The sequence below is a fragment of the Enterobacter cloacae complex sp. P12RS genome, from assembly GCF_014895875.1.
GTDB lineage: Bacteria > Pseudomonadota > Gammaproteobacteria > Enterobacterales > Enterobacteriaceae > Enterobacter > Enterobacter bugandensis.
The window spans coordinates 49501-73236 of the sequence record NZ_JADBQO010000017.1 but is presented as its reverse complement, the minus strand read 5'-3'; the positions used below and the strand labels follow the sequence as shown (position 1 = coordinate 73236).

The 23736-nt window shown below is 56.9% G+C and carries 17 protein-coding genes; 10 read left to right on the top strand and 7 right to left on the bottom strand.

Features of this window, described 5'->3' with window-relative positions; all coding sequences use genetic code 11:
- The first annotated feature begins 3 nt into the window (after window positions 1–3).
- From bcsZ to IM284_RS12165, 5 genes are all read left to right on the top strand, one after another.
- A complete protein-coding gene (gene bcsZ / locus IM284_RS12185) occupies window positions 4–1110 on the top strand; it encodes a cellulose synthase complex periplasmic endoglucanase BcsZ (RefSeq protein ID WP_047363559.1) in 1107 nt (368 codons plus the stop codon).
- On the top strand, window positions 1092–4574 hold the full coding sequence (bcsC, locus tag IM284_RS12180; RefSeq protein ID WP_047367230.1) for a cellulose synthase complex outer membrane protein BcsC: 3483 nt from the start codon (window positions 1092–1094) through the stop codon (window positions 4572–4574). Before bcsZ ends, bcsC begins: the two co-directional genes overlap by 19 nt.
- A gap of 119 nt (window positions 4575–4693) precedes the next feature.
- Window positions 4694–6700 carry a biofilm formation regulator HmsP gene (gene hmsP, locus IM284_RS12175; protein ID WP_028014755.1) on the top strand — a complete coding sequence of 669 codons (2007 nt, stop codon included), beginning with the start codon at window positions 4694–4696 and terminating at the stop codon, window positions 6698–6700.
- A 159-nt stretch (window positions 6701–6859) separates the two neighbouring features.
- Complete coding sequence (locus IM284_RS12170; protein WP_028014754.1) at window positions 6860–8146, top strand: dicarboxylate/amino acid:cation symporter; 1287 nt, start codon at window positions 6860–6862, stop codon at window positions 8144–8146.
- A 226-nt stretch (window positions 8147–8372) separates the two neighbouring features.
- Window positions 8373–9866, top strand: coding sequence for a pitrilysin family protein (locus tag IM284_RS12165; RefSeq protein WP_041911852.1), 1494 nt, complete (start codon window positions 8373–8375; stop codon window positions 9864–9866).
- A 47-nt stretch (window positions 9867–9913) separates the two neighbouring features.
- On the opposite strand, the gene IM284_RS12160 is transcribed toward IM284_RS12165, so the two are convergent.
- Window positions 9914–10843 carry a sugar kinase gene (locus tag IM284_RS12160; protein WP_047367229.1) on the bottom strand — a complete coding sequence of 310 codons (930 nt, stop codon included), beginning with the start codon at window positions 10841–10843 and terminating at the stop codon, window positions 9914–9916.
- A 229-nt stretch (window positions 10844–11072) separates the two neighbouring features.
- Here IM284_RS12160 and pdeH point away from each other — a divergent pair, with 229 nt between their 5' ends.
- Window positions 11073–11846, top strand: a complete 774-nt coding sequence (pdeH, locus tag IM284_RS12155) for a cyclic-guanylate-specific phosphodiesterase (protein ID WP_041911854.1) — start codon at window positions 11073–11075, stop codon at window positions 11844–11846.
- 65 nt (window positions 11847–11911) lie between these two features.
- Window positions 11912–13954, top strand: a complete 2043-nt coding sequence (locus IM284_RS12150; protein WP_047367228.1) for an AsmA family protein — start codon at window positions 11912–11914, stop codon at window positions 13952–13954.
- A 50-nt stretch (window positions 13955–14004) separates the two neighbouring features.
- Here the strand turns inward: IM284_RS12150 and IM284_RS12145 are convergent, their stop codons facing one another.
- From IM284_RS12145 to IM284_RS12135, 3 genes are all read right to left on the bottom strand, one after another.
- On the bottom strand, window positions 14005–15327 hold the full coding sequence (locus tag IM284_RS12145; protein WP_028014749.1) for an MFS transporter: 1323 nt from the start codon (window positions 15325–15327) through the stop codon (window positions 14005–14007).
- Window positions 15328–15588: 261 nt separating this feature from the next.
- Entirely contained in the window at window positions 15589–16614 is a 1026-nt protein-coding gene (yhjD, locus tag IM284_RS12140) for an inner membrane protein YhjD (protein WP_041911856.1), read from the bottom strand.
- A gap of 51 nt (window positions 16615–16665) precedes the next feature.
- Window positions 16666–17565: a LysR family transcriptional regulator gene (locus tag IM284_RS12135; protein ID WP_047367227.1), complete on the bottom strand. Its 900-nt coding sequence runs from the start codon at window positions 17563–17565 to the stop codon at window positions 16666–16668.
- Between the two features lie 119 nt (window positions 17566–17684).
- Between IM284_RS12135 and IM284_RS12130 the strand changes: the two genes are divergently transcribed.
- A complete protein-coding gene (locus tag IM284_RS12130; RefSeq protein ID WP_047367226.1) occupies window positions 17685–18443 on the top strand; it encodes an SDR family NAD(P)-dependent oxidoreductase in 759 nt (252 codons plus the stop codon).
- Between the two features lie 173 nt (window positions 18444–18616).
- A complete protein-coding gene (locus IM284_RS12125) occupies window positions 18617–19219 on the top strand; it encodes a response regulator transcription factor (RefSeq protein WP_047367225.1) in 603 nt (200 codons plus the stop codon).
- On the opposite strand, the gene IM284_RS12120 is transcribed toward IM284_RS12125, so the two are convergent.
- Both IM284_RS12120 and IM284_RS12115 read right to left on the bottom strand, forming a co-directional pair.
- A complete protein-coding gene (locus IM284_RS12120; RefSeq protein ID WP_028014744.1) occupies window positions 19198–19536 on the bottom strand; it encodes a lysozyme in 339 nt (112 codons plus the stop codon). The two genes, IM284_RS12125 and IM284_RS12120, sit on opposite strands and share 22 nt — an antisense overlap.
- Before the next feature lie 71 nt (window positions 19537–19607).
- Window positions 19608–20147 (bottom strand): GNAT family N-acetyltransferase, encoded by a 540-nt coding sequence (locus IM284_RS12115; protein WP_028014743.1) that lies wholly within the window; start codon window positions 20145–20147, stop codon window positions 19608–19610.
- Window positions 20148–20294: 147 nt separating this feature from the next.
- Here IM284_RS12115 and IM284_RS12110 point away from each other — a divergent pair, with 147 nt between their 5' ends.
- On the top strand, window positions 20295–21887 hold the full coding sequence (locus IM284_RS12110; protein WP_047367224.1) for an STY4199 family HEPN domain-containing protein: 1593 nt from the start codon (window positions 20295–20297) through the stop codon (window positions 21885–21887).
- Window positions 21888–21935: 48 nt separating this feature from the next.
- Here IM284_RS12110 and IM284_RS12105 read toward each other — a convergent pair whose 3' ends face one another.
- A complete protein-coding gene (locus IM284_RS12105) occupies window positions 21936–23585 on the bottom strand; it encodes an alpha,alpha-trehalase (RefSeq protein ID WP_028014741.1) in 1650 nt (549 codons plus the stop codon).
- Between the last annotated feature and the right edge of the window lie 151 nt (window positions 23586–23736).

The window sequence follows — 23736 nt, the reverse complement described above, 5'->3', positions numbered from 1 at the left end:
GTGATGAAAGCCTTTCGCTGGTGTGTAGTCGCAGCGTTGATGCTGGCGGCGATCCCTCTTCGCGCCGCCTGTACCTGGCCTGCCTGGGAGCAGTTTAAAAAGGATTACATCAGCGAGGGCGGGCGCGTCATCGATCCGAGCGACACGCGCAAAATTACAACGTCGGAAGGGCAAAGCTATGCGTTGTTCTTTGCCCTGGCCGCTAACGATCGCAAGGCGTTTGACCAGCTGCTGACGTGGACGCGCGATAACCTCGCCAGCGGCAATCTCAACGATCGTCTGCCCGCCTGGCTCTGGGGACAGAAAGACAAAGAAAACTGGGGGGTGATTGATACCAACTCCGCCTCAGATGCCGATGTCTGGATTGCCTGGTCGCTGCTCGAAGCGGGCCGGTTATGGAAAGACCCGGACTATACCCAAACGGGCAAGGCACTGCTAAAACGCATTGCCAGCGAGGAAGTAGTGAAAGTGCCGGGGCTCGGCTCAATGCTGCTTCCCGGTAAAGTCGGTTTTGCCGAAGAAAACGCCTGGCGCTTTAACCCCAGCTACCTTCCTCCACAGTTAGCGAGCTATTTCACCCGCTACGGTGCCCCGTGGACCACGCTGCGTGAAACCAATCTGCGGCTGCTGCTGGAAAGCGCGCCGAAGGGATTCTCGCCGAACTGGGTGCAGTATCAGAAAAACAAAGGCTGGCAGCTACAGCAGGATAAAACGCTGGAAGGGGGCTATGACGCCATCCGTGTCTATCTTTGGGTGGGCATGATGAGCGATAAAGATCCTCAAAAAGCCCGGCTGCTGACGCGCTTCCAGCCGATGGCGGCAAAGACAATCAAACAGGGCGTGCCGCCGGAGAAAGTGGATGTAGCGACGGGTAAACACACCGGCAATGGCCCGGTCGGGTTCTCTGCCGCGATGCTGCCGTTTTTACAGCAGCGCGATGCCCAGGCGGTTCAGCGCCAGCGCGTGGCAGATCATTTTCCCGATAACAATGCCTACTACAGCTATGTATTGACTCTTTTTGGTCAGGGATGGGATCAGCATCGTTTTCGCTTCACCGCTAAGGGTGAATTAATACCGGATTGGGGCCAGGAATGCGCAAGTTCACAGTAAATCTACTCACTCTATCGCTTGGGCTGGCACTGATGCCGCTGGCGCAGGCCGTTAACTCTCCGCAGCAGAAACAGCTGCTGGAGCAGGTCCGGCTGGGCGAATCGACCCATCGCGAGGATTTGGTTCGTCAGTCGCTCTACCGTCTTGAGCTGATCGATCCGAACAACCCTGACGTCATTGCCGCCCGCTTTCGCTACCTGCTGCGCCAGGGCGATAACGCCGGAGCGCAAAAAGAGCTGGACCGCCTGAAGGGGATCGCCCCTGACTCCGGCGCGTACCAGTCCTCACGCAATACCATGCTGCTTTCCACCCCGGATGGCCGCCAGCAGCTTCAGCAGGCGCGCTTACTCGCTACGACAGGGCACACGCAGGAGGCGATTGCCGCCTATGACAAGCTCTTTGACGGCAACCCGCCGGGCGGCGACGTGGCGACGGAATACTGGAATGTGGTGGCGAAAGATCCTGCCCGTCGCGCTTCGGCCATCAACCAGCTGAAAAAAATAAACAGCAGCAGCCCCGGGAATACCCAGCTCCAGACGACGCTGGCCCAGCTTCTGTTCCAGAGCGGACGCCGTGATGAAGGCTTTGCGGTGCTGCAGGAGATGGCTAAATCCACCGGCGGCCGCGGCCAGGCCTCTGACATGTGGTATGAGCAGATCAAAGACCAGCCTGCCAGCAGCGCCAGCGTCACCGCGCTGCAAAAATACCTGACCGTCTTCAGCGACGGCGATAGCGTCGCGGCGGCGCGCGCCCAGCTTGAGGCGCAGCAAAAGCAGCTCGCTGACCCGGCGTTCCGCGCGAAAGCGGAAGGTCTGGCGGCAGTGGATGCCGGGCAGGGGAGTAAGGCGGTGGCGGAGCTGCAAAAAGCCGTCAGCGCCAACCATGCCGACAGTGAAGCGGTGGGTGCCCTTGGGCAGGCCTATTCCCAGAAAGGCGACCGCGCCCGCGCGGTGGCACAGTTTGAAAAGGCGATTGCCCTCGATCCGCAGAGCGATAACCGCGGGAAATGGGACAGCTTGCTGAAGGTTAACCGCTACTGGCTGCTGATCCAGCAGGGGGATGCGGCGCTGAAGGCGAATAACCCGGCGCAGGCGGAGCGTTACTATCAGCAGGCGCGCAACGTCGACAATACCGACAGCTATGCGGTGCTGGGGCTGGGAGATGCTGCCGCCGCGCGTAAAGATAACGACGCGGCGGAGCGTTATTACCGCCAGGCGTTACGTATGGACAGCAGCAACAGCAATGCGGTTCGCGGCCTTGCCAATGTTTACCGCGCGCAGTCCCCGGAGAAAGCCTCGCAGTTTATCCAGTCGCTCTCTGCCAGCCAGCGCCGGAGTATTGATGATATTGAGCGTAGCCTGACTAACGAGCAGCTTTCCGCCCAGGCAGAACAGCTGGAGAGTCAGGGGAAATACGCTCAGGCGGCAGAAATTCAGCGTCGCCGTCTGGCACTCTCGCCCGGTGACGTCTGGATAACGTATCGTCTCTCGCGCGATCTCTACAGCGCGGGCCAGCGCAGCCAGGCGGATACCCTGATGCGCCAGCTTGCCAGCCAGAAACCGTCTGACCCGGAGCAGGTGTATGCCAACGGGCTCTACCTGTCCGGAAACGATCAGGACCGGGCCGCGCTGGCGCATCTGAATACCCTGCCGCGCAGCCAGTGGAACGGCAATATTCAGGAGCTTGCCGACCGTCTGCAAAGCAATCAGGTGCTGGAAACCGCCAACCGCCTGCGCGACAGCGGCAAAGAGCAGGAGGCAGAAAATCTTCTGCGTCAACAGCCTGCCTCAACCCGCATCGACCTGACGCTGGCGGACTGGGCGCAGCAGCGTGGCGATCTGAACGCGGCGAAAACGACGTACAGCGCCGTCCTGCAGCGTGAGCCGCAGAACGAAGACGCGATCCTCGGTCTGACCGAAATTTACAGCGCGGAAGGTAACAAAGATGCCGCCCGTGCGGAGCTCGCGAAACTGCCCGCAGCGCAAAACGGCCAGCCGCCGTCGCTCAATATGCAGCGCCGGATCGCGATGGCGCAGGCAGGTCTGGGCGATTCCTCTGCCGCAGAACAGACCTTCAGCAAAATCATTCCGCAGGCTAAATCGCAGCCCGCCTCCATGGAAAGCGCGCTGGTGCTGCGTGATGCTGCCCGCTTCCAGACGCAAAACGGCCAGCCGCAGCAGGCGCTGGAGACGTATAAAGATGCGATGGTGTCGTCCGGCATCACCACGACGCGTCCGGTGGACAATGACAGTTTCACCCGTCTGACGCGTAACGATGAAAAAGATGACTGGCTGAAGCGCGGCGTGCGCAGTGACGCCGGTGATTTGTACCGGCAGCAGGATGTTAACGTCACGCTGCAGCACGACTACTGGGGCTCCAGCGGCACGGGCGGCTATTCCGACCTGAAAGCGCATACCACCATGCTCCAGGTGGACGCCCCACTCTCTGACGGGCGCATGTTCTTCAGAAGCGATCTGGTCAACATGGACGCCGGCACCTTTGATAACAATAACGGAACCTACGACCCTAAATGGGGGACCTGCTACGACACGCCGTGTAGCGGCAACACCAGCCAGAGCGACAGCGGCGCCAGCGTCGCCGTTGGCTGGCAGAATAAAACCTGGGCGATGGATATTGGTACCACGCCAATGGGCTTTGACGTCGTCGACGTGGTGGGCGGTATCAGCTACAGCAGCGATTTAGGCCCCATCGGCTACACCGTCAACGCCCATCGTCGGCCTATCTCCAGCTCTCTGCTGGCGTTCGCCGGGCAAAAAGATACCAATACCGGCACCACCTGGGGCGGCGTGCGCGCGACGGGCGGCGGGGTAAGCATCAGCTATGACAAAGGCGAGGCGAACGGCGTCTGGTCAAGCCTGAACGCGGAAACGCTGACCGGTAAAAATGTGGAAGATAACTGGCGCGTCCGCTGGATGACGGGTTATTACTACAAGCTCATTAATAAAAACAACGAGCGCCTGACGGTCGGTGTCTCCAATATGCTCTGGCACTACGATAAGGATCTGAGCGGCTATTCCCTCGGTCAGGGCGGCTACTACAGCCCGCAGGAGTATGTCTCCTTCGCGCTGCCGGTGACCTGGCGTAAGCGTACGGAAAACTGGTCCTGGGAGCTGGGTGGCTCGGTGTCCTGGTCCCACTCCAAAACCAAAGACGAGCTGCGTTACCCGATCCAGAGCCTGATCCCGACCGATGAGCCAGGCCGCTATACCGACCGTGGCGCGATGGAAACCGGCAGCTCCTCCTCCGGGACGGGTTATACCGCGCGGGCAATTATCGAACGCCGGGTCACCTCCAACTGGTTTGTGGGCATGGGCGTGGATATTCAGGAAGCGAAAGATTACACCCCAAGCCATGCGCTAATTTATGTGCGCTACTCTGCTGCAGGCTGGCAGGGCGATATGGACTTACCGCCGCAGCCGCTTATTCCTTATGCGGACTGGTAATCGGATTTTCCTTAATCCATTTGTAAGTCTCTCTTAATAGCGCGGCAATCGGGTATACTCAGGCGCGCCAGGTTTACACCCTGGCGCGCCCTGCGCTTCGAGTTTTGTGGAGAGTCATTTTGCGTGTCAGCCGTTCCTTAACGATCAAACAAATGGCGATGGTCTCTGCCGTCACTATGCTGTTTGTACTGCTCTTCTGCGTAATTTTGCTGTTTCATTCCGTACAGCAGAATCGCTATAACACGGCTTCGCAGTTAGAAAGTATCGCCCGCTCGGTGCGCGGCCCGCTCTCCGCCTCGATCCTGAAAGGGGACATTCCCGAAGCGGAAACCATCTTAAAGCGCATTCAGCCTGCCGGGGTCGTTAGCCGCGCCGATGTCGTCTTACCCAACCAGTTCCAGGCGTTGCGGATGAGTTTTATCCCGGAGCGTCCCGTCCCGATGATGGTGATGCGCCTGTTTGAACTGCCGGTGCAAATTTCTCTGCCTCTCTATTCGCTTGAACGTCCTGCCAATCCGCAGCCACTGGCCTACCTGGTTCTGCAGGCGGACTCGTACCGGATGTATAAATTCGTCATGAGTTGGGTGGTTACGTTAGTGACCACTTGCTTACTTATGACCCTGATCATCAGCGTAGCGCTGACGTGGTGTATAAACCGCCTCATTGTTCACCCGCTGCGCCGTATCGCCCGCGAGCTGAATGGGCTTTCGCCGCAGGATCAACTGGGGCACCAGCTTGAGCTGCCGCGTCTGCACCAGGACGATGAGATCGGTATGCTGGTGCGCAGCTACAACCTCAACCAGCAGCGCATCCAGCGTCATCAGGATGAGCTAAACAACAGCGCCACGCGCTTCCCTGTGTCGGAGCTACCTAATAAAGCGTTTCTGATGGCAATGCTGGAGCAGACCGTTGCGCGGCAGCAAACCACGGCGCTGATGGTGATTGCCTGTGAAACCCTGCAGGACACGGCGGGCGTGCTCAAGGAGAGCCAGCGTGAAATGCTGCTGCTGACGCTGGTGGAAAAGGTGAAGTCTGTCCTTGCTCCGCGCATGGTGCTGACCCAGGTCAGCGGTTACGACCTGGTGGTGATTGCCAACGGCGTGAAAGAGCCGTGGCACGCCATCACATTAGGTCAGCAAGTACTCACTGTCATAAATGAGCGGCTGCCCGTGCAGGGCATCCAGCTTCGTCCGAGCGCCAGTATCGGTATCGCCATGTACTACGGTGATTTAACGGCGGAACAGCTGTACCGCCGCGCGTTCTCGGCGGCGTTTACCGCCCGGCGCAAAGGGAAAAATCAGATCCAGTTCTTCGACCCGGAGCAGATGGAAAAGGCGCAGCAGCGCCTGACGGAAGAGAGCGATATCCTGACCGCGCTGGATAACCGTCAGTTCGCCCTCTGGCTACAGCCGCAGGTGAATTTACAGACGGGGGAAGTGAAAAGCGCCGAGGCGCTGCTCCGCCTGCAGCAGCCGGATGGCTCCTGGGAGCTGCCGGAGGGGCTGATTGAGCGCATCGAATCCTGCGGCCTGATGGTCACCGTTGGCTATTGGGTACTGGAGGAGTCCTGCCGCCAGCTTGCCGCCTGGCAGGAGCGCGGCGTAACGCTGCCGCTGTCGGTCAACTTGTCTGCCCTGCAGCTTATGCATCCGACGATGGTCTCCGAGATGCTGGAGCTGATCCACCGCTACCGGATCAAGCCTGATACGCTGACGCTGGAAGTGACGGAGAGCCGGCGCATTGACGATCCTAACGACGCGGTGGCCATCCTGAAGCCGCTGCGCAATGCCGGCATTCGCATCGCGCTGGACGATTTTGGTATGGGCTACGCCGGGCTGCGCCAGCTTCAGCACATGAAAGCCCTGCCGGTGGACGTGCTCAAAATCGATAAATCGTTTGTCGACGGGCTGCCGGAGGACAGCAGCATGGTGCAGGCCATCGTCCAGATGGCGCGTAGCCTCAAGGTGCATCTTATTGCCGAGGGGATTGAAACCGAAGCGCAACGCGTCTGGCTGGCAGAGGCGGGCGTCGAGAGCGGCCAGGGCTACCTTTTTGCCCCGGCGGTGCCGCCGGATGTCTTCGAGCAGCGATACCTTTCTGGCGCTGACCATAACGCAAAAGTGTAATTTTGTTGCTGGCTTGTGCGAGCCAGTTCAAAGTTCTTAACATTTGTGTTTCAAATTTGAACCGGGTTTATTTCTGTCCTGTTATACGGGTGTTATTTTAGAGCCGCAGGTTAACCATAACCTTACAAAGCCTGTGGTTTTTCTTCCCAAGGACACCCTATGAAAACCTCACTCTTCAAAAGTCTTTATTTCCAGGTCCTGACAGCCATCGCCATCGGTATTCTGCTGGGTCACTATTACCCGGAGCTGGGCGCGCAAATGAAACCGCTTGGCGACGCGTTCGTTAAGCTCATTAAAATGGTCATCGCACCGGTGATCTTCTGTACGGTGGTAACGGGCATCGCTGGCATGGAAAGCATGAAGGCGGTGGGCCGTACCGGTGCAGTGGCGCTTCTCTACTTTGAAGTGGTCAGTACCCTTGCGCTGATTATTGGTCTGGTCATCGTCAACGTGGTACAGCCTGGCGCGGGTATGAACGTTGATCCCTCTACGCTGGATGCTAAAGCGGTCGCGGTCTATGCCGAACAGGCGAAGGATCAGGGCGTGGTCGCCTTCCTGCTGGACGTCATCCCTGGCAGCGTCATCGGCGCCTTCGCCAGCGGAAACATTCTGCAGGTGCTGCTGTTTGCCGTGATGTTTGGCTTCGCCCTGCACCGTCTGGGCAGCAAGGGCCAGCTTATCTTCAACGTGATTGAAAGCTTCTCGCAGGTCATCTTTGGCATCATCAATATGATCATGCGCCTGGCGCCGATCGGCGCCTTCGGTGCGATGGCCTTCACCATCGGCAAGTATGGCGTTGGCACGCTGGTGCAGCTGGGCCAGCTGATCATCTGCTTCTACATCACCTGTATTCTTTTCGTGGTGGTGGTGCTGGGCTCCATCGCCCGTGCGACAGGCTTCAGCATTTTCAAATTCATCCGCTACATCCGTGAAGAGCTGCTGATTGTTCTGGGGACCTCCTCTTCAGAATCGGCGCTGCCGCGTATGCTCGACAAGATGGAAAAGCTGGGGTGCCGTAAATCGGTGGTCGGCCTGGTGATCCCGACGGGGTACTCCTTCAACCTTGACGGTACCTCGATATACCTGACGATGGCGGCCGTGTTTATCGCCCAGGCGACCAACAGCCATATGGATATTTTCCATCAAATCACCCTGCTGGTGGTGCTCTTGCTGTCGTCTAAAGGGGCGGCGGGCGTGACGGGCAGCGGCTTTATCGTGCTGGCGGCCACCATTTCTGCGGTGGGGCATCTGCCGGTGGCGGGTCTGGCACTGATTCTTGGTATTGACCGCTTTATGTCTGAGGCGCGTGCTCTTACCAACCTGGTGGGTAATGGCGTGGCCACGGTGGTGGTCGCGAAATGGGTGAAAGAGCTGGATCACAAGAAGCTCAACGATACGCTGAATAATCGCGCGTCTGATAGCAAAAATCCTGGTTTAACCTCCTAATCTTGTCACAATTGCCCGCATTCCCTTGTCGGGATGCGGGCTCCTGCGCATAATAACTGTTCATACCTGTCATAATTCGACAAGATTTTTTTTGGGTATATTTCACTTCGGACCGTGACGTTTTGCCGAACGCGCGGTCTAATCGACGTGTTTTCATCGTCATCTTTTAGAGTGCAGCGCGTCGCGAGACACTCTTTTTAACCAGGAATGTTGATCAGGGGTTCACATGCAGGGCACAAAAATTCGACTCTTAACCGGCGGTTTGCTGATGATGGCAGCAGCCAGTTATGTGCAGGCAGATGCGCTCCAGCCAGACCCGGCCTGGCAACAAGGCACGTTAGCGAACGGTTTTCAGTGGCAGGTGTTATCTACTCCACAGCGTCCCAGCGATCGTATTGAAATCCGTCTGTCCGTAAATACCGGCTCCCTTACGGAAAGCACTCAGCAAACCGGTTTTAGCCATTTTATTCCCCGTCTGGCGCTTACGCAGAGCGGCAGCTTGCAGGCAGTACAGGTGCGTTCGCTGTGGCAACAGGCCATCGATCCGAAACGCCCCCTTCCTCCGGCTGTGGTCTCGTATGACTACACCATGTTTAACCTGAGCCTGCCAAATAACCGTAACGACCTGCTTAAAGAAGCCCTTACCTATCTCTCCGATGCCTCTGGCAACCTGGCGATTACGCCGGACACCGTGAACTATGCGTTGAGCAACGGCGACATGGTGGCGACCTGGCCTGCGGATACCAAAGAGGGCTGGTGGCGTTACCGTCTGAAAGGCTCAACATTGCTGGGGCACGATCCGGCAGAGCCGCTGAAGCAGCCGGTGGACGTCGAACAGGTAAAATCGTTCTACCAGAAATGGTACACCCCGGACGCGATGACGCTGATCGTCGTCGGCAATGTGGATAGCCGCGCGGTGGTTGAGCAGATCAACAAAGCGTTTGGCGATCTGAAGGGCAAACGCGAAACGCCAGCCCCTGTCCCGACGCTCTCTCCGCTGCGCGCCGAGCCTGTCAGCATTATGACGGACACCGTACGCCAGGACAGGCTCTCCGTGATGTGGGATAACGCCTGGCAGCCTATTCGCGAGTCTGCGGCGCTGCTGCGCTACTGGCGTGCCGATCTGGCGCGTGAAGCGTTGTTCTGGCACGTTCAGCAGACGCTCAGCAAAAACAACGTGAAGAACATTGGCCTTGGCTTTGACTGCCGCGTGCTGTTCCAGCGTGCGCAATGTGCCATTAACGTTGAATCACCGGGCGATAAACTGAATGCGAACCTGGGTGTGGTGGCGAAAGAGCTGGCAAAAGTGCGTAAAGAGGGGCTCTCTGAAGAGGAGTTCAACGCGCTGCTGGCCCAGAAAAAACTGGAGCTGCAGAAGCTGTTTGCCACCTACGCTCGCGCCGATACCGACATTCTGATCAGCCAGCGGATTCGCTCCCTGCAGAATCAGGTTGTCGACATTGCGCCTGAGCAGTACCAGAAGCTGCGTCAGGACTTCCTGAACGGTCTGACTGTGAATATGCTGAATCAGGATTTACGTCAGCAGCTGTCGCAGGATATGGCGTTGATCCTTCTGCAGCCGAAAGGCGAGCCGGAATATGACATGAAGGAACTTCAGAAGACCTGGGATTCCATTATGGCCACCGCGTCGCAGCCGGCGCAGGCTGCAACGGCTGATGATCTACACCAGGACGCGTCGGATATTCCGCAGGGGCAGTAACCCCCTCACGCTGGCCCTCTCCCCTTTGGGGAGAGGGTTAGGGGAAACTAAACAGGCATCGCCTCGCGCGGAATAATCGCCCCGCGATACTGAATCACGGTGCTGGCCGTCAGGTGCCCACGCTGTGCCGCCGCTTCCGGCGTTCCCCCCGTCAGGCGTACCGCCAGGTAGCCCGCGCTGAAGGAATCCCCCGCCGCAGTGGTATCAATCACTTTCTCTTTGGCCAGCTTCACCGCAGGGACCTCAACCACCGCTTCACCCGCAATCGCGACCAGGCACGACTCCGCGCCGCGCTTAATCACCACTTCGCTCACGCCTGCTGCGTGCGTGCGGGCAATCACGTCCTCAACCGGCTTTTCACCCCACAGGGCGTCTTCATCATCGAGCGTGAGGAAGGCGATGTCCGTGCACTGCAGCATCTGCTGATAAACCTGCTGCGTCTCTTCGCGGCTGGCCCACAGGCGCGGGCGGTAGTTGTTATCAAAAATCACCTTCCCGCCGTTGGCGCGGCATTCGCGCAGCAGCGAGAGCAGCTTTTCGCGGCTGGCCGGGCTTAAAATCGCCAGGCTAATGCCGCTCAGATAGAGATAGTCAAACGTCGCCAGCTCTTCGCAGATGGCCCCAGCGGCGTCGCTCTCCAGCCAGAATTTGGCCGCGGCTTCGTTACGCCAGTAATAAAACGTGCGTTCGCCGGTGCTGTCAGTTTCGATGTAGTACAGTCCAGGCAGGCGGTTTTCCATACGCTGGATCAGCGAGGTGTCAACATGTTCACTTTGCCAGGCTTCCAGCATCTGCTGGCTGAAGCTGTCCGTACCAAGGGCGGTGACGTAGTTCACGGTGAGTGCCTCAGGCGCAACCTGACGGGCAATGTAAACCGAGGTGTTTAACGTATCGCCACCAAATCCGCGGCTGACTTCCGCGCCTTTTTGTGACAGCTCAATCATGCATTCGCCAATCACGGCAATTTTTTTGGACATAGTCGTGAACCTGAACAGAAGAATTTTCAGCAGTGTGCGCCGAGTGAATTAGATGGTCAACTATATTAAAACGGTGTTCCATTATTTTATTTGAGCCAGCGCGTGTTCCGGCAAATTTCTGTCATCTTAATTTCATTTCCACGGTGAATTGAACATAAAGTTCTCAATTATCGCGCCGATAATCCTGTGACGAGTCCAGAAAGGCTATCCCAACAACAGGACATCTGAAATGAAGTCAGAGCAGGTTATCCAGCGGCTGAGCACTACGCCTGAGGCAAGTATTGAGAACTTGCAGGAGCATCGCTACTGGCTGCAATGTGAGCGCGCGTACACCTGGCAGCCGATCTATCGAACGGACGGTCGGCTGATGGCAATTGAGATTTTGACCGTCGTTACGCATCCCTCAAACCCTACTCAGCGCATCGCGCCGGATCGCTATTTTGCCGAAGTTGCCGTTCGCCAGCGTCTGGACGTGCTGGAAGAGCAGCTCCGTATGCTGGCGACGAAACAGGCCTTTTTCGAGCAGCATACGATCCTCGCCTCGGTGAACGTGGATGGCCCAACTCTGCTGGCGCTGCGTCAGAACGCGAAGCTGCAGGAGCTGATCGCCACCCTGCCGTGGCTGCGCTTTGAGCTGGTGGAGCACGTGCGCCTGCCGCAGGATTCCTCGTTTGCGTCAATGTGTGAATTTGGCCCACTGTGGCTGGATGACTTTGGCACCGGTATGGCGAACTTCTCGGCCCTCAGCGAAGTGCGCTATGACTACATCAAGGTGGCCCGCGATCTGTTCATCATGTTGCGCCAGACCCCGGAAGGGCGGAATCTGTTTACACTGTTATTGCAGTTGATGAATCGCTATTGCCAGGGGGTGATCGTTGAAGGCGTGGAAACGCTGGAAGAGTGGCGTGATGTGCAAAACTCTCCCGCAGCGGCGGCGCAAGGCTATTTCCTCTCTCGCCCCGTGCCGATGGATCTCCTCGAAAGCGCCAGAACGACCCTCTGATAGCCCCGTTTCCCTTTGTCTGGACTATAGTTTTACAGGACAGGTCATCAGGAAAGGGGATAACAATGACAAAAACAACCAGGGTCATTTCCTGGATTACAGGGATTTTCTTGTTGTTGATCGCGATCGTCGTCATCATTATCGCGACGTTTGACTGGAACCGCCTTAAGCCGACCATCAACCAGAAAGTCTCAACTGAGCTGAACCGTCCCTTCGCCATTCGTGGCGATCTGGGTGTGGTATGGGAGCGTCAGAAAGAGGAGACCGGCTGGCGAAGCTGGATCCCCTGGCCGCACGTCCACGCCGACGACATTATTCTCGGCAACCCGCCGGATATCCCCGAAGTGACCATGGTGCATCTGCCGCGCGTGGAAGCCACGCTGGCGCCGCTAGCGCTCCTGACCAAAACCGTCTATCTGCCGTGGATCAAGCTCCAGCAGCCCGATGCGCGCCTGATCCGCCTCTCTGAAAAAAACAATAACTGGACGTTTAACCTTGCCAGCGACGGCGAAAAAGATCCGAATGCCCAGCCCTCTTCATGGTCATTCCGTCTGGACAATATTCTTTTCGATCGCGGGCGGATCGCCATCGACGATAAGGTCAGCAAGGCAGACGTGGAGATCCTGGTCGATCCGCTGGGTAAACCGCTGCCGTTTAGCGAAGTCACGGGCAATAAAGCGAAAGGCGATAGCGCCAAAGCGGGTGATTATGTCTTCGGCCTGACGGCAAAAGGGCGCTACAACGGCCAGCCGCTTAACGGGAAAGGGAAAATCGGCGGCATGCTGGCGCTCCGGAGCGAAGGCACGCCGTTCCCGGTGCAGGCGGATTTCCGCTCGGGGAATACGCGCGTGGCGTTTGTGGGGACGGTCAACGACCCGATGAACATGGGGGGCGTCGACCTGCAGCTCAAGTTCGCCGGTGACTCGCTTGGCGAACTGTATGAACTGACCGGCGTACTGCTGCCGGATACCCCGCCGTTCGAAACGGACGGGCATTTGGTTGCCAAAATTGATACCGAAAAATCGTCCGTTTTCGACTACCGGGATTTCAACGGCCGCATCGGCGACAGCGATATTCACGGCACGCTGACCTACACCACCGGAAAACCACGGCCAAAACTGGAAGGGGATGTCGAATCCCGCCAGCTGCGTCTGGCCGATCTTGGCCCGCTGATAGGCGTGGATTCGGGCAAAGGGACAAAGTCAAAAGAGGTTAAGAAGGACGTTCAGCCTGCGGGAAAAGTGCTGCCTTACGATCGCTTTGAAACCGATAAGTGGGACGTGATGGATGCGGATGTGCGCTTCAAAGGACGCAAGATTGAGCATGGCAGCACGCTGCCGCTGAGCGATCTCTCGACGCATATCATCCTGAAAAATGCCGACCTGCGCCTGCAGCCGCTGAAGTTCGGCATGGCGGGCGGGACGATTTCCTCCAACATTCACCTGGAAGGCGATAAAAAGCCGATGCAGGGGCGGGCGGAGATCCAGGCGCGTCGATTGAAGCTGAAAGAGCTGATGCCGAACGTGGAGCTGATGCAGAAAACCCTCGGTGAAATGAACGGCGATGCGGACATTCGCGGGGTGGGGAATTCCGTGGCGGCACTGCTGGGCAGCGGCAACGGTAACCTGAAACTGCTAATGAACGACGGTCTGGTCAGCCGCAACCTGATGGAGATCCTTGGGCTGAACGTCGGTAACTTTATCATCGGGCAAATCTTTGGCGATGACGAGGTGCGGGTGAACTGCGCGGCGGCGAATGTGGATCTGGTTAACGGCGTGGCGCGTCCGCAGATTTTTGCCTTCGACACGGAAAACGCGGTAATTAACGTGACCGGTACCGCCAGCATGGCCTCCGAGCAGCTGGATTTGACCATCGATCCGGAAAGTAAGGGGATTCGTATTATTACCCTGCGCTCGCCGCTTTACGTGCGTGGGACTTTCAAAAATCCGCAGGCGGGCGTCAAGCCCGGGCCGCTGATTGCGCGTGGCGCGGTGGCCGCAGCCCTCGCGACGTTGGTCACCCCGGCAGCCGCGCTGCTGGCGTTGATTTCGCCGTCAGAAGGCGAGGCGAATCAATGCCGGACGATTTTGTCGCAGATGAAGAAGTAAGGTGCGGTTTGTTATTGCCGGGTAAGGCGTAGCCGCCACCCGGCATTAGCTTACAGCGCCTGATGCTTAGTCTCATGCGTCAGCAGCAGCGCAATCAACGTCAGCGCCGCCATGGCCGCCAGATAAACGCCCACGTAGAACAGACCATAATTTGCCTGCAGCCAGGTGGCGATATACGGTGCCACGGACGCACCCAGAATAGACGAGACGTTATAGGAGAACGACGCGCCGGTATAACGCACTTCCGTCGGGAACAGCTCCGGCAGCAGCGCGCCCATCGGGCCGAAGGTCAGCCCCATCAGGCTCAGGCCAATCAGCAGGTACGCCATCACCAGCGCCGGGCTACCTGAACTCAGCAGCGGCGGGAAGACGAACAGAGCAAACAGAATGATCAGCGTGGTGATCGTAATCATGCTCGCACGACGACCAAACTTATCCGCCAGCAGGCCGGCAATCGGTACCATCACGCCAAACCCAATCACCGCCATCATCAGCATCCACAGCACTTCGTTACGCGGCAGGCCCAGCCCAACCGGTGCGGCAGCGGTACTGTAGGTCATGGAATACACCGTCATGATGTAGAACAGCGTGTAGGTCGCCAGCATGATAAACGTGCCCAGCACGGTCACGCGCACGTGTTTGGTCAGCAGGGTGCCCAGCGGCACTTTTACCTGTTTTTTAGCCGCGGCTACTTTTGCGAACACCGGTGTCTCATGCAGGGAAACACGCACATACAGGCCAATCAGCACCAGCACGGCCGAGAAGACAAACGGAATACGCCAGCCCCAGCTCATGAACTGTTCGTCCGTCAGCAGCCAGGAGAGCAGCAGGAAGGTCCCGTTGGCAAAGAAGAAGCCAATCGGCGCGCCAAGCTGCGGGAATGAGCCGTACAGCGCGCGTTTACGCGGCGGGGCGTTCTCGGTCGCCAGCAGCGCCGCGCCACCCCATTCACCGCCCAGCCCCAGACCCTGACCAAAACGCGCCAGCGCCAGCAGGACCGGCGCCAGAATGCCGATGGTTTCGTAGGTCGGCAGCAGGCCGATCGCCACGGTGGAGATGCCCATCGTCAGCAGCGAGGCCACCAGGGTGACCTTACGCCCAATACGATCGCCGAAGTGTCCAAACAGCGCGGAGCCAATCGGACGCGCCACAAACGCAATAGCAAAGGTCGCCAGAGACTGTAGCGTCGCCGCCGTCGGGTCTCCCTGCGGGAAGAAAATATGCGGGAAAACGATGACCGCTGCGGTGGCGTAAATGTAAAAGTCGAAGAACTCAATGGCGGTGCCAATCAGCGATGCGACGACAACTTTATTGCGCGAGTTTACCGGGACATTTTCCGCACCAGAGTCGAGTGTTGTGGCTGTTGATTGCATAATATTTTCTTATTTTTTGTCGAACGAAAGGCCATATTACGCACAGCAAAAGCGACATTTCAATCTGTAACAAAATAGCTTCCTGATTATAAAATCAACAAAAAGCGGATAATGTTCAGGCCAGCCAAAATGCTTCCATGAAATGCTTCACGTTTTTTAAATATTGGTGGATAAAACTGGTTTTCGGTTAAATAAAAGTTACGGACTGGATTTATATGCTGAAATGATGAGTCGGGCTGAAATATCAGCCCGAGAGCGGAATTAACGATGTGTTTTTCCGGGCATTCGCGTGTCGCCTTTGTACTCGGCGGTGGCAATCCACGCCGCGCAGAACAGGGTTAAACGCGCGAAGAAGTAGAAGAACGCCATCAGCCCGAGCACCGAGCCAAATGCCGCGCCGGACGGGGATTTCACCAGTGACGGCAGCGTGTAAGTCATCACGATCTTAATCACTTCAAAGCCGATCGCCGCAATCAATGTGCCGCGGAGCAGCGCCTTCTTACGCGGACGATGCCGAGGCAAGCGCCAGAAAATCCAGAAGAACAGCAGGTAGTTGGCGAAGATGGAAATCGCCAGCCCGATGCCGCGCCAGGCGGGCTTCAGCCATTCGATGTAATCAAGATAGAGCGCAGAAATAATCATCTGCTGCGCGGAGCCTGCCACGGAGGTAATGGAGAGCGTGACGACGAGCGCGATAAGCAGGCCTATAAGCGAAATAAAGTCGCGGAAATATTTAACCCAAATTTTCTCCTGATCCTGCGGTTTACGCTCCCACACCTCGCGCGACTGGGCGCGAATAGCTTCGCGGAGGTTGCCCATCCAGTTAACGCCGGAGTAAAGGGCGATGAGCAAACCGACGATCCCGACGGTGGTGCGCTGCTGAACGGCGGTGTTAATCGTGCTTTTCAGCGTGGTGGCGAGGGTTGGGTCACTGACGTTATTCAGGATCTTATTGAAAATATCCTGCAGCAGCGTTGGATGCGACGCGAGTACAAAACCGGCCGCAGCAAACGACACCATCAGGATGGGGATCATCGACAGGAACGAAAAATAGGTGATCGCGGCACCGAACTGGTTCCCCATGCGGTCATTAAAGCGTTCGGTCGCACGTATAAGATGCGCAACCATGGGAAACTGCTGAATTCTCTCCGCCAGGCTGGTGACGGTGCCCAGCGCCTTGCTGGCTGTACCAGGGGCTTTAGCCTCTTCCGGCTCGGTTTCCATCTTCTTGATGGGTTCATAATCTAAATGTTGGGTGGGTCGTTGCGGGTTATTTTCCGGCGTCACGCGTCTTTTCCTTTTTCGTTTGGCTGGATGTTATTGAATTATAGCTTGCGACTAGTCCACGTAAGCTTTTGTGAGTTCGGTTAGCCACTCCATAAACAGATGAACCCGGCGAGAGAGGTTGCGCCGGTGGGGGTAAATCAGGGAGACAGGCATCGGTTCCGCGCGATACTGCGGGAGGATCTCAATCAGTTTCTTTGCGCGCAGCAGGTCGCGCACCCCAACGCGCGGGGCCTGAATGATCCCCAGCCCGGCAAGGCAGGCGGCCTGGTAAGTTTCCGTGCTGTTGACGGTTAGCACCCCGCCCGTTTTTATCCACTGCGTCGTGCTTCCGTTATAAAATTCAAAGCCCTGAGGGCGGCTTCCCAGCATCGCGGCGTAATGAATCACGGCGTGCGAGCCCAAATCGTCCAGCGTGTCAGGGTAGCCAAAACGCGCCAGATAATCCGGGCTGGCGCAGTTTATCACCGACAGCTTGCCCAGCGGACGGGCTATCAGCCCTGAGTCCTTCACGGAACCCACGCGGACGACGCAATCAAACCCTTCGCGGACCACATCCACCAGACGATCGCTGCTGCTGAGCTCCAGTTCGATACCCGGATACTGCTGTAAAAACGCAGGCAGTTTGGGGATGACGACATTTCGAGCAACGCCAACGGGCATATCCACGCGCAGCCTTCCGCTGATGCTGGAGGGATCGTGCTGAAACATACCGTCCAGCTCATCCAGGTTCGCCAGCAGATCTTTTGCCCGTTCGTAATAGACCATGCCGTCCTGCGTCAGGCTAACGCGGCGCGTGGTACGGTGCAGTAGCTGGGTGCCAAGCCGGTTTTCCAGTGCCTGAATTTGCCGGGAAACGCTGCCTTTCGGCAGCGTTAATGTCTCTGCTGCGCGGGAAAAACTCTCCAGTTCCGCGACGCGAACAAACAGCTGCATTGCGTGAATTTTATCCATAGATGAAGCTCATTGTTGTTTGCACTGAAACAGTGAAGCGTTATTACCCATCTTTATTGATCTTCTATCACCTAATAAGCTCTTTCTCAATCTCCATAACAGCCAAAACGAGGTTTATGATGACTGAACGTATCGCATTAGTGACGGGTGGTAGCCGCGGCTTAGGTAAAAACGCTGCATTAAAGCTGGCTGCAGACGGCACGGGAATTATCCTGACCTACAATCGTAGCCAGCAGGAAGCGCTGGAAGTTGTGCGCGAAATTCAGGAAAAAGGCGTCAAGGCGGCAGCATTAAAGCTCAATGTCGGGGATATCGCCAGTTTCGAAAATTTTGCTCAACAGCTTCAGGAGATTCTGAAGAGCGTCTGGCAGCGCAAAACATTTGATTATTTATTGAACAATGCCGGAACGGGTTTATACGCACCCTATACCGAAACGACGGAAGCCCAGTTTGATGAGGCGCTGAACATTCACTTCAAAGGGCCTTTCTTCCTGACGCAGCGCCTGCTGCCTCTGCTTAACGACGGGGGGCGGATCCTCAATGTCTCCAGTGGACTGGCCCGCTTCACCCAGCCAGGCTCAGGCACCTACGCGGCCATGAAAGGGGCGATGGAAGTGCTCACCCGCTATCAGGCGAAGGAGCTTGGAGCGCGCGGTATCTCCGTCAATATTATCGCACCAGGCGCGATCGAAACCGACTTTGGCGGTGGGCGCGTGCGCGACAACGCGCAGCTTAACCAGATGCTGGCGTCGCAGACGGCGCTGGGGCGGGTAGGTTTGCCGGACGATATCGGGGATGCCATTGCGGCGCTGCTTAGCGATAAGCTTGCCTGGATGAACGCGCAACGTATTGAAGTGTCAGGCGGTATGTTCCTGTGATGTCTGATGTTAAGGGGAGGGAACCCCTTAAGGAAATCCTTAATATGGATGTGTCAAAATGCGGGTAAATATAAAAACCACTCGCGGATTTGTAACCTCTCCATTCATTGAGTTTTTTCTTAAATAGCGCCTATGTAGAATCCCCCTTCGCTATTCTCAGAGGGAGAAATACGATGCGAGTAATCATGTTTGACAGGCAGTCGATATTTATTCATGGAGCGATACACGGTTTGCAGAAATTAATTCCTGAAATAAATATAACGGGGGCTTGTCAGGCAGACGATTTATGGACGCAAATATCCGCGTCACCGTCTGCTATCGTCATGATTGACGGCAATTTAATTCAGGATGAGGGGAGTTCTTTCCTGGATGAAATCATGCATCGCTTCCCGTTGGTACGGGTGATGATGGTTCTGGCAAAAAAAGAGACCCGATGGGTTGAACAACTCATGCAGCGAAACGTGATGGCTATTATCCCCCGTAACGCCAACCCTGAGCGGTTTGCCGCCGTGCTGGATTCCGTGTCCAGAGGGATGGTCTGCTTTCCCGCTGAGTGGGTCAGCCAGCAATCATCAGCGCAGTCGTTACTTTCCTTAAGCGAGCGTCAGCGTGAGGTGCTGAAGCTGCTGGCGGCGGGCGAATCAAACAAAGAAATTGGTCGCAATCTCAACATCAGTGCGGCCACGGTAAAAGCGCATCTGGAAGCGCTTTTTCGCCGGCTGGAGGTAAAAAACCGAACCCAGGCAGCCATGTACTACACCCGGGCGACGGCCTGAAGCAGCGCTTTCGGGAGTGAAGACGTCACGCCGAAACTCAGTATCATCAGTACCAGCGCGTCATGCTGCTGCTGGGTTAATGGATGTATACACTTTTCCCGCAGCAGCGTTTCACACAGCTGAATATCTTCATGGAGTAAATATTCCGCCTGAAGAGGCGTGATAAGGCCGTGAAAATTTTCCCGTTCGCGGATCACATGCCCATAGCCGATAACCCATACACCCTTTTCATCACGATATTTCTCCAGTGAAAGCCCTTGATGTTTCTTTATTAATTCTATGGCGGCAGAAGATATATTTAGCGCATGACCGTTCATATTCGTTTCCTCTTAATGGCGATACTGTAGAGGAATCGCGGTACGAGCAATATCCGCCAAATGGCTGTTGATCAGGAATTATTGTTCAGGTATTCCTGCCGTAATAACCCAAATAACCAGTCATTTTGCCAGCGACCGGAAAGGTAATAGCTTTCACGTAGCTCGCCTTCCAGCTGGAAGCGAGCTTTTTCCAGCAGGCGCCTGGAGGCGACGTTTCCCGCGGTGACGGTGGCGGTGAGCCGACGAATACCGCCCTGATGAAAGGCGTAATCGCAAAGCGCCTGCAGGGATTCGAAGCCGTAACCTTTGCCCTGCGCCTCGGGGGCAAAAAGAAAGCCCACTTCGGCGCAATCTTCTTCCCGATGAATATACCCGGTAACGCCCAGCGGGGCCTGTGAGAGGGCATCACGTACGACGAGGCACAGCCAGTGCGCGCTGCCTGGCGTCCAGGGCGTCAGGCGCGAATCAAACGCCTCCCGGATCGCTGCGACGGGGCGGTTCTCCGCCACAAAGCGCATGACTTCGGGGTGTTGCTGCAACGCCAGAAAAAAGGGCCAGTCTTGCTCCTGCAGGGGCGAGCAGTTCAGGCGTGAGGTCATTAAAACTGGCATTAAGATTCTCCTGAAGCATTTTAAATGATTTTAGGGTTGTCACTTTATTTCAACAGAAAGTCAGGTATGGTTAAGCGCGTATAAATAAAAAGAAAAACGGCCGTTAGTGCCCATTCCGGATGTCTTCGCTGTCGCTTAAGGAAAACAATGACTCTCAGCACATCACATCATATCCGCGAACAGTTTGAACACTGTCTGGCGGTCATTCGCCAGGCGTCGGTGGAAATCTTGCTTCTTCTGAATGTACATGTTTCTGAGGGGAAAGATCCACGCTGGTTTCTGGAACAGCTGGACAGCGCGCGTTTAGGCCTCGGGGGATGGGCTACGGTTGCGAAGAAGCTTAACCTGAATGATGCCGAGATGTCGGAATTTACGCTGCAGCTGCGCCTGCTGCAGCAGCGCGTCCCGCAGTACGAAAGCGGGCAGGATGTCAGTGAAAACCAGCTTATTGCGGCGATGCGGTTTGTGACTACGCTGGAACATCTTCGTCTGCAGCAGCCGCTTCTGACCTACAGCACCGAGCTGGCCCCGGGAAGCGAACTCCAGCAACAGCAGGCGCACAAGCAGGTACGCGCAATTGAATTAATGATTAAAGGCCTCATTCAGCAGGCCTGGCCCGATCAGGTGCGGCTCAATAATCATCTTAAAACCTTATTTAACGCTGACCGCGTACGGCGCTGGCTGAAGTATGGCGAAATCAACGATGTCCTGAGCGGCATGATGTTCAGTGAACTGGCGCAAATGCTGGTGGATAAAAAAGAGTTCAGCCGCTATTACGCCTCGCTGTTTAACGACCCGTCCATGCTGACGCTCCTGGTGGAGCCGCGCAAAACGCTGCAAACCTTCCTCGACGACATCCGGCAAATCCGCAACAGCATTACGGTGCAGAAAACGTTAAGTTCGGCGCAAATTCAGCTGCTGGATAACTACTACATGCAGATCTCCCGTCCGGTTCAACGCGCGTTTGAAGAGGGGAGAACGCGCGTCAACCCGGCCGGATTCATGGCGGTGGATGCCAGCGAGCTGCACGCGTTCTGGGAAAAGGCGCAAAAAATGGATCGGGTTACCGGTGGGGATCTATTTGAAGTACGCGACACGATTGAAAAGCCGACCCAGCGCGCCCCGCGCACGCCTGAACAGCGTGAGCAGCTTATCTCCGGTGCGCTATGGGGAGCGGTCGGTGTGATGGTGATTGCCATCGTGGTAGGCGGCTTCTGGCTGGTGACCAGCAGCAAACCGCAGCCTGCGGCCGAAAATACGGCGCAAGCGGCGGCTCCGCCGCAGGAGATGCGCGAAACCCCTTCTTCGCGCGAGACGCTGACGCGCATGGGAGTGACCTGGGACGAGAGTAATTTCCGTTCGGCGATTAACCGCAACGATACCCGCGTGGCGCTGCTCTTTTTGCAGGGTGGGATGGACTGGAAGCTGTCATGGACCGAAGAGGCGATGTCGGCAGGCTATGACGACGTTCTGGAGCTTATGCTGCGCTATCGGCAGAACATGGCAGAAGAGAAGCCGTGTCGTCGTTTCATCAATACGCTCAGCCACGCTATGTCAAACGGCGAGTCCCTGACGTCAATACGTAAAGAGTATCTGAAAGCGTTCTGCACCGTGCCGGCCGTGGTGAAGCGCCAGAAGCACGATCTTGAGATGGCAACGCGACGCGCGCAGTCACAGCCGGATGCCACCACGAAAAAATGGCAGTCCATTCAGACCGCCATTTATGAGGTGATTCGCTAAAGGTTCCCCCCTCTCCTCGGAGGGGAGAGGGGCCAGATCGCACCCCTCTCAAGGCTCCCCATACAAGCCAATCAACCGTCGCACCACGCCGTTCGTCCAGCCGAAGCCATCCTGTAGCGGATACTCCCCGCCGCCCCCTTCGCGCGGCGTACTGCTGGCGATATGGTACTTCTCAATCAGCTTGTGGTGCGTCTTGTAGAAGTGGTTCACCGTATGCAGCCAGCTCCAGGCGATTTCATCCCCCAGCGAGTCGTTGCCGTACTGCTTGAACCCCTGAATCGCCATCCACTGCAGCGGCGCCCAGCCGTTGGGTTTATCCCACTGCTCGCCGGTTTCGTACTCGGTTGCCAGAATCCCACCCGGCGTCAGCAGACGCGCTTTTACCGCGTCAGATAAACGTTCTGCCTGCTCGTGCGTCGCCATTCCAACATACAGCGGCACAATGCTGGCGGCAGAAAACAGCGCCATCTGCTCGCGTCGCCAGTCGTAATCGCGGTAACAGCCACTCTCTTCGTCCCACAGATAGCGGTTCACCGCCGCGCGGCGATCGGTGGCCTTCTGGCGGAACAGCTCGGCCGTCTCTTTATCCCCTTTTGACGCCGAGATATTGGCAATCGCGCTCTCCAGCTTAAACAGGAAGGCGTTCAAATCGATGGGGATAAACTGCGTCGTGCGAATGCTGGCGAGCCGCGCCGGATCGCGCAGCCAGCGGGAGGAGTAATCCCAGCCAGACGCTGCACCCGCACGCAGATCGCGATAGACCTCATTCGGCGGACGGCCCGAGTGGCGGGCGGTTTCCACGTCCTCAATCCACGATTCGTCGCGCGGGGTGTCACGGTCGTCCCAGTATCGGTTCAGCAGCGAGCCGTCCGGCATGCGCACCGCGCTGCGGTAGGCCTGATTAAGCAGTAGCGACTCCGCGCCGTCCATCCAGAAGGCATGCTCCATTTTGAGATGGTCGAGGTAACGCTTCGCGCCGCGCACGCCGTCCTCTTCAAACAGCTCCACCATCAGGGCAAAGACCGGCGGCTGCGAGCGGCTGAGATAATAGGTGCGGTTGCCGTTAGGGATATGGCCGTAGCGTTCGATCAGCCACGCGAAGTTATCCGCCATGCACTTCAGCAGATCGTTACGACCACTTTCCGCCAGCCCCAGCATGGAGAAGTACGAATCCCAGTAGTAGGTCTCGCTGAATCGCCCGCCGGGCACGATATAGGCCTGCGGCAGCGCCAGCAGGGACGACCAGGGAATATGGTCCTGCGGTTCGCGCGTCAGGACGGGCCACAGGCTATCAATGTGCTCTTTCAGCGACAGTCCGGGGTCGGAGACATATTCCGTGCTGTAGGTTTCAGGCAGCCAAAAGTGGTTCTCAACGAACTGGCGCAGGTCGAAATCCCGGTGCCGTCTGACCTTACGGTAGCGGATCAGAATATCCAGCGGATCCATCTTCGGCGCGCAGTCGGGGAAGGTTTTGCTGTCCGCAAACAGCCGCGTCGACTGTACGTGCTCGAACAGTTCAAGGTAGCGATCGGCGGGCGTCAGGGCATCGGAGGCGGGTAGCCCCTCGATCATTTCGGGTTCCGGCTCCGCCTCAATCATCTCATCCAGTTTTAACTCGCAGGGATCGGTCTCGTAGCGCAGCTCTTCTGCAATCTCGAATTCGATGTTCTCGGTAGCCTGTAGTTTCTGGTTGAACATGGTGATAGGGACCTCCGGTTGTGTGTTCTGAAGACAGGTTTCTCCGGGCGTCCTATAAGCGTAGACATTCGCTTCGGTAGATGTGGAGGGATATGTGCGGTAGATCACTCTTTTCGGAGCATTCGTTTTGCAACGATTTATGTATGTGAAT

Bases quoted from the DNA above. Each gene is read 5' to 3' on its own strand.
- bcsZ (WP_047363559.1), top strand. From the start codon at position 4: ATGAAAGCCTTTCGCTGGTGTGTAGTCGCAGCGTTGATGCTGGCGGCG.
- IM284_RS12135 (WP_047367227.1), bottom strand. From the start codon at position 17,565: ATGGATAAAATTCACGCAATGCAGCTGTTTGTTCGCGTCGCGGAACTG.
- IM284_RS12105 (WP_028014741.1), bottom strand. From the start codon at position 23,585: ATGTTCAACCAGAAACTACAGGCTACCGAGAACATCGAATTCGAGATT.
- pdeH (WP_041911854.1), top strand. From the start codon at position 11,073: ATGAAGTCAGAGCAGGTTATCCAGCGGCTGAGCACTACGCCTGAGGCA.
- IM284_RS12125 (WP_047367225.1), top strand. From the start codon at position 18,617: ATGCGAGTAATCATGTTTGACAGGCAGTCGATATTTATTCATGGAGCG.
- IM284_RS12120 (WP_028014744.1), bottom strand. From the start codon at position 19,536: ATGAACGGTCATGCGCTAAATATATCTTCTGCCGCCATAGAATTAATA.
- IM284_RS12165 (WP_041911852.1), top strand. From the start codon at position 8,373: ATGCAGGGCACAAAAATTCGACTCTTAACCGGCGGTTTGCTGATGATG.
- IM284_RS12170 (WP_028014754.1), top strand. From the start codon at position 6,860: ATGAAAACCTCACTCTTCAAAAGTCTTTATTTCCAGGTCCTGACAGCC.
- IM284_RS12110 (WP_047367224.1), top strand. From the start codon at position 20,295: ATGACTCTCAGCACATCACATCATATCCGCGAACAGTTTGAACACTGT.
- bcsC (WP_047367230.1), top strand. From the start codon at position 1,092: ATGCGCAAGTTCACAGTAAATCTACTCACTCTATCGCTTGGGCTGGCA.
- IM284_RS12145 (WP_028014749.1), bottom strand. From the start codon at position 15,327: ATGCAATCAACAGCCACAACACTCGACTCTGGTGCGGAAAATGTCCCG.
- IM284_RS12160 (WP_047367229.1), bottom strand. From the start codon at position 10,843: ATGTCCAAAAAAATTGCCGTGATTGGCGAATGCATGATTGAGCTGTCA.
- IM284_RS12115 (WP_028014743.1), bottom strand. From the start codon at position 20,147: ATGCCAGTTTTAATGACCTCACGCCTGAACTGCTCGCCCCTGCAGGAG.
- IM284_RS12130 (WP_047367226.1), top strand. From the start codon at position 17,685: ATGACTGAACGTATCGCATTAGTGACGGGTGGTAGCCGCGGCTTAGGT.
- IM284_RS12150 (WP_047367228.1), top strand. From the start codon at position 11,912: ATGACAAAAACAACCAGGGTCATTTCCTGGATTACAGGGATTTTCTTG.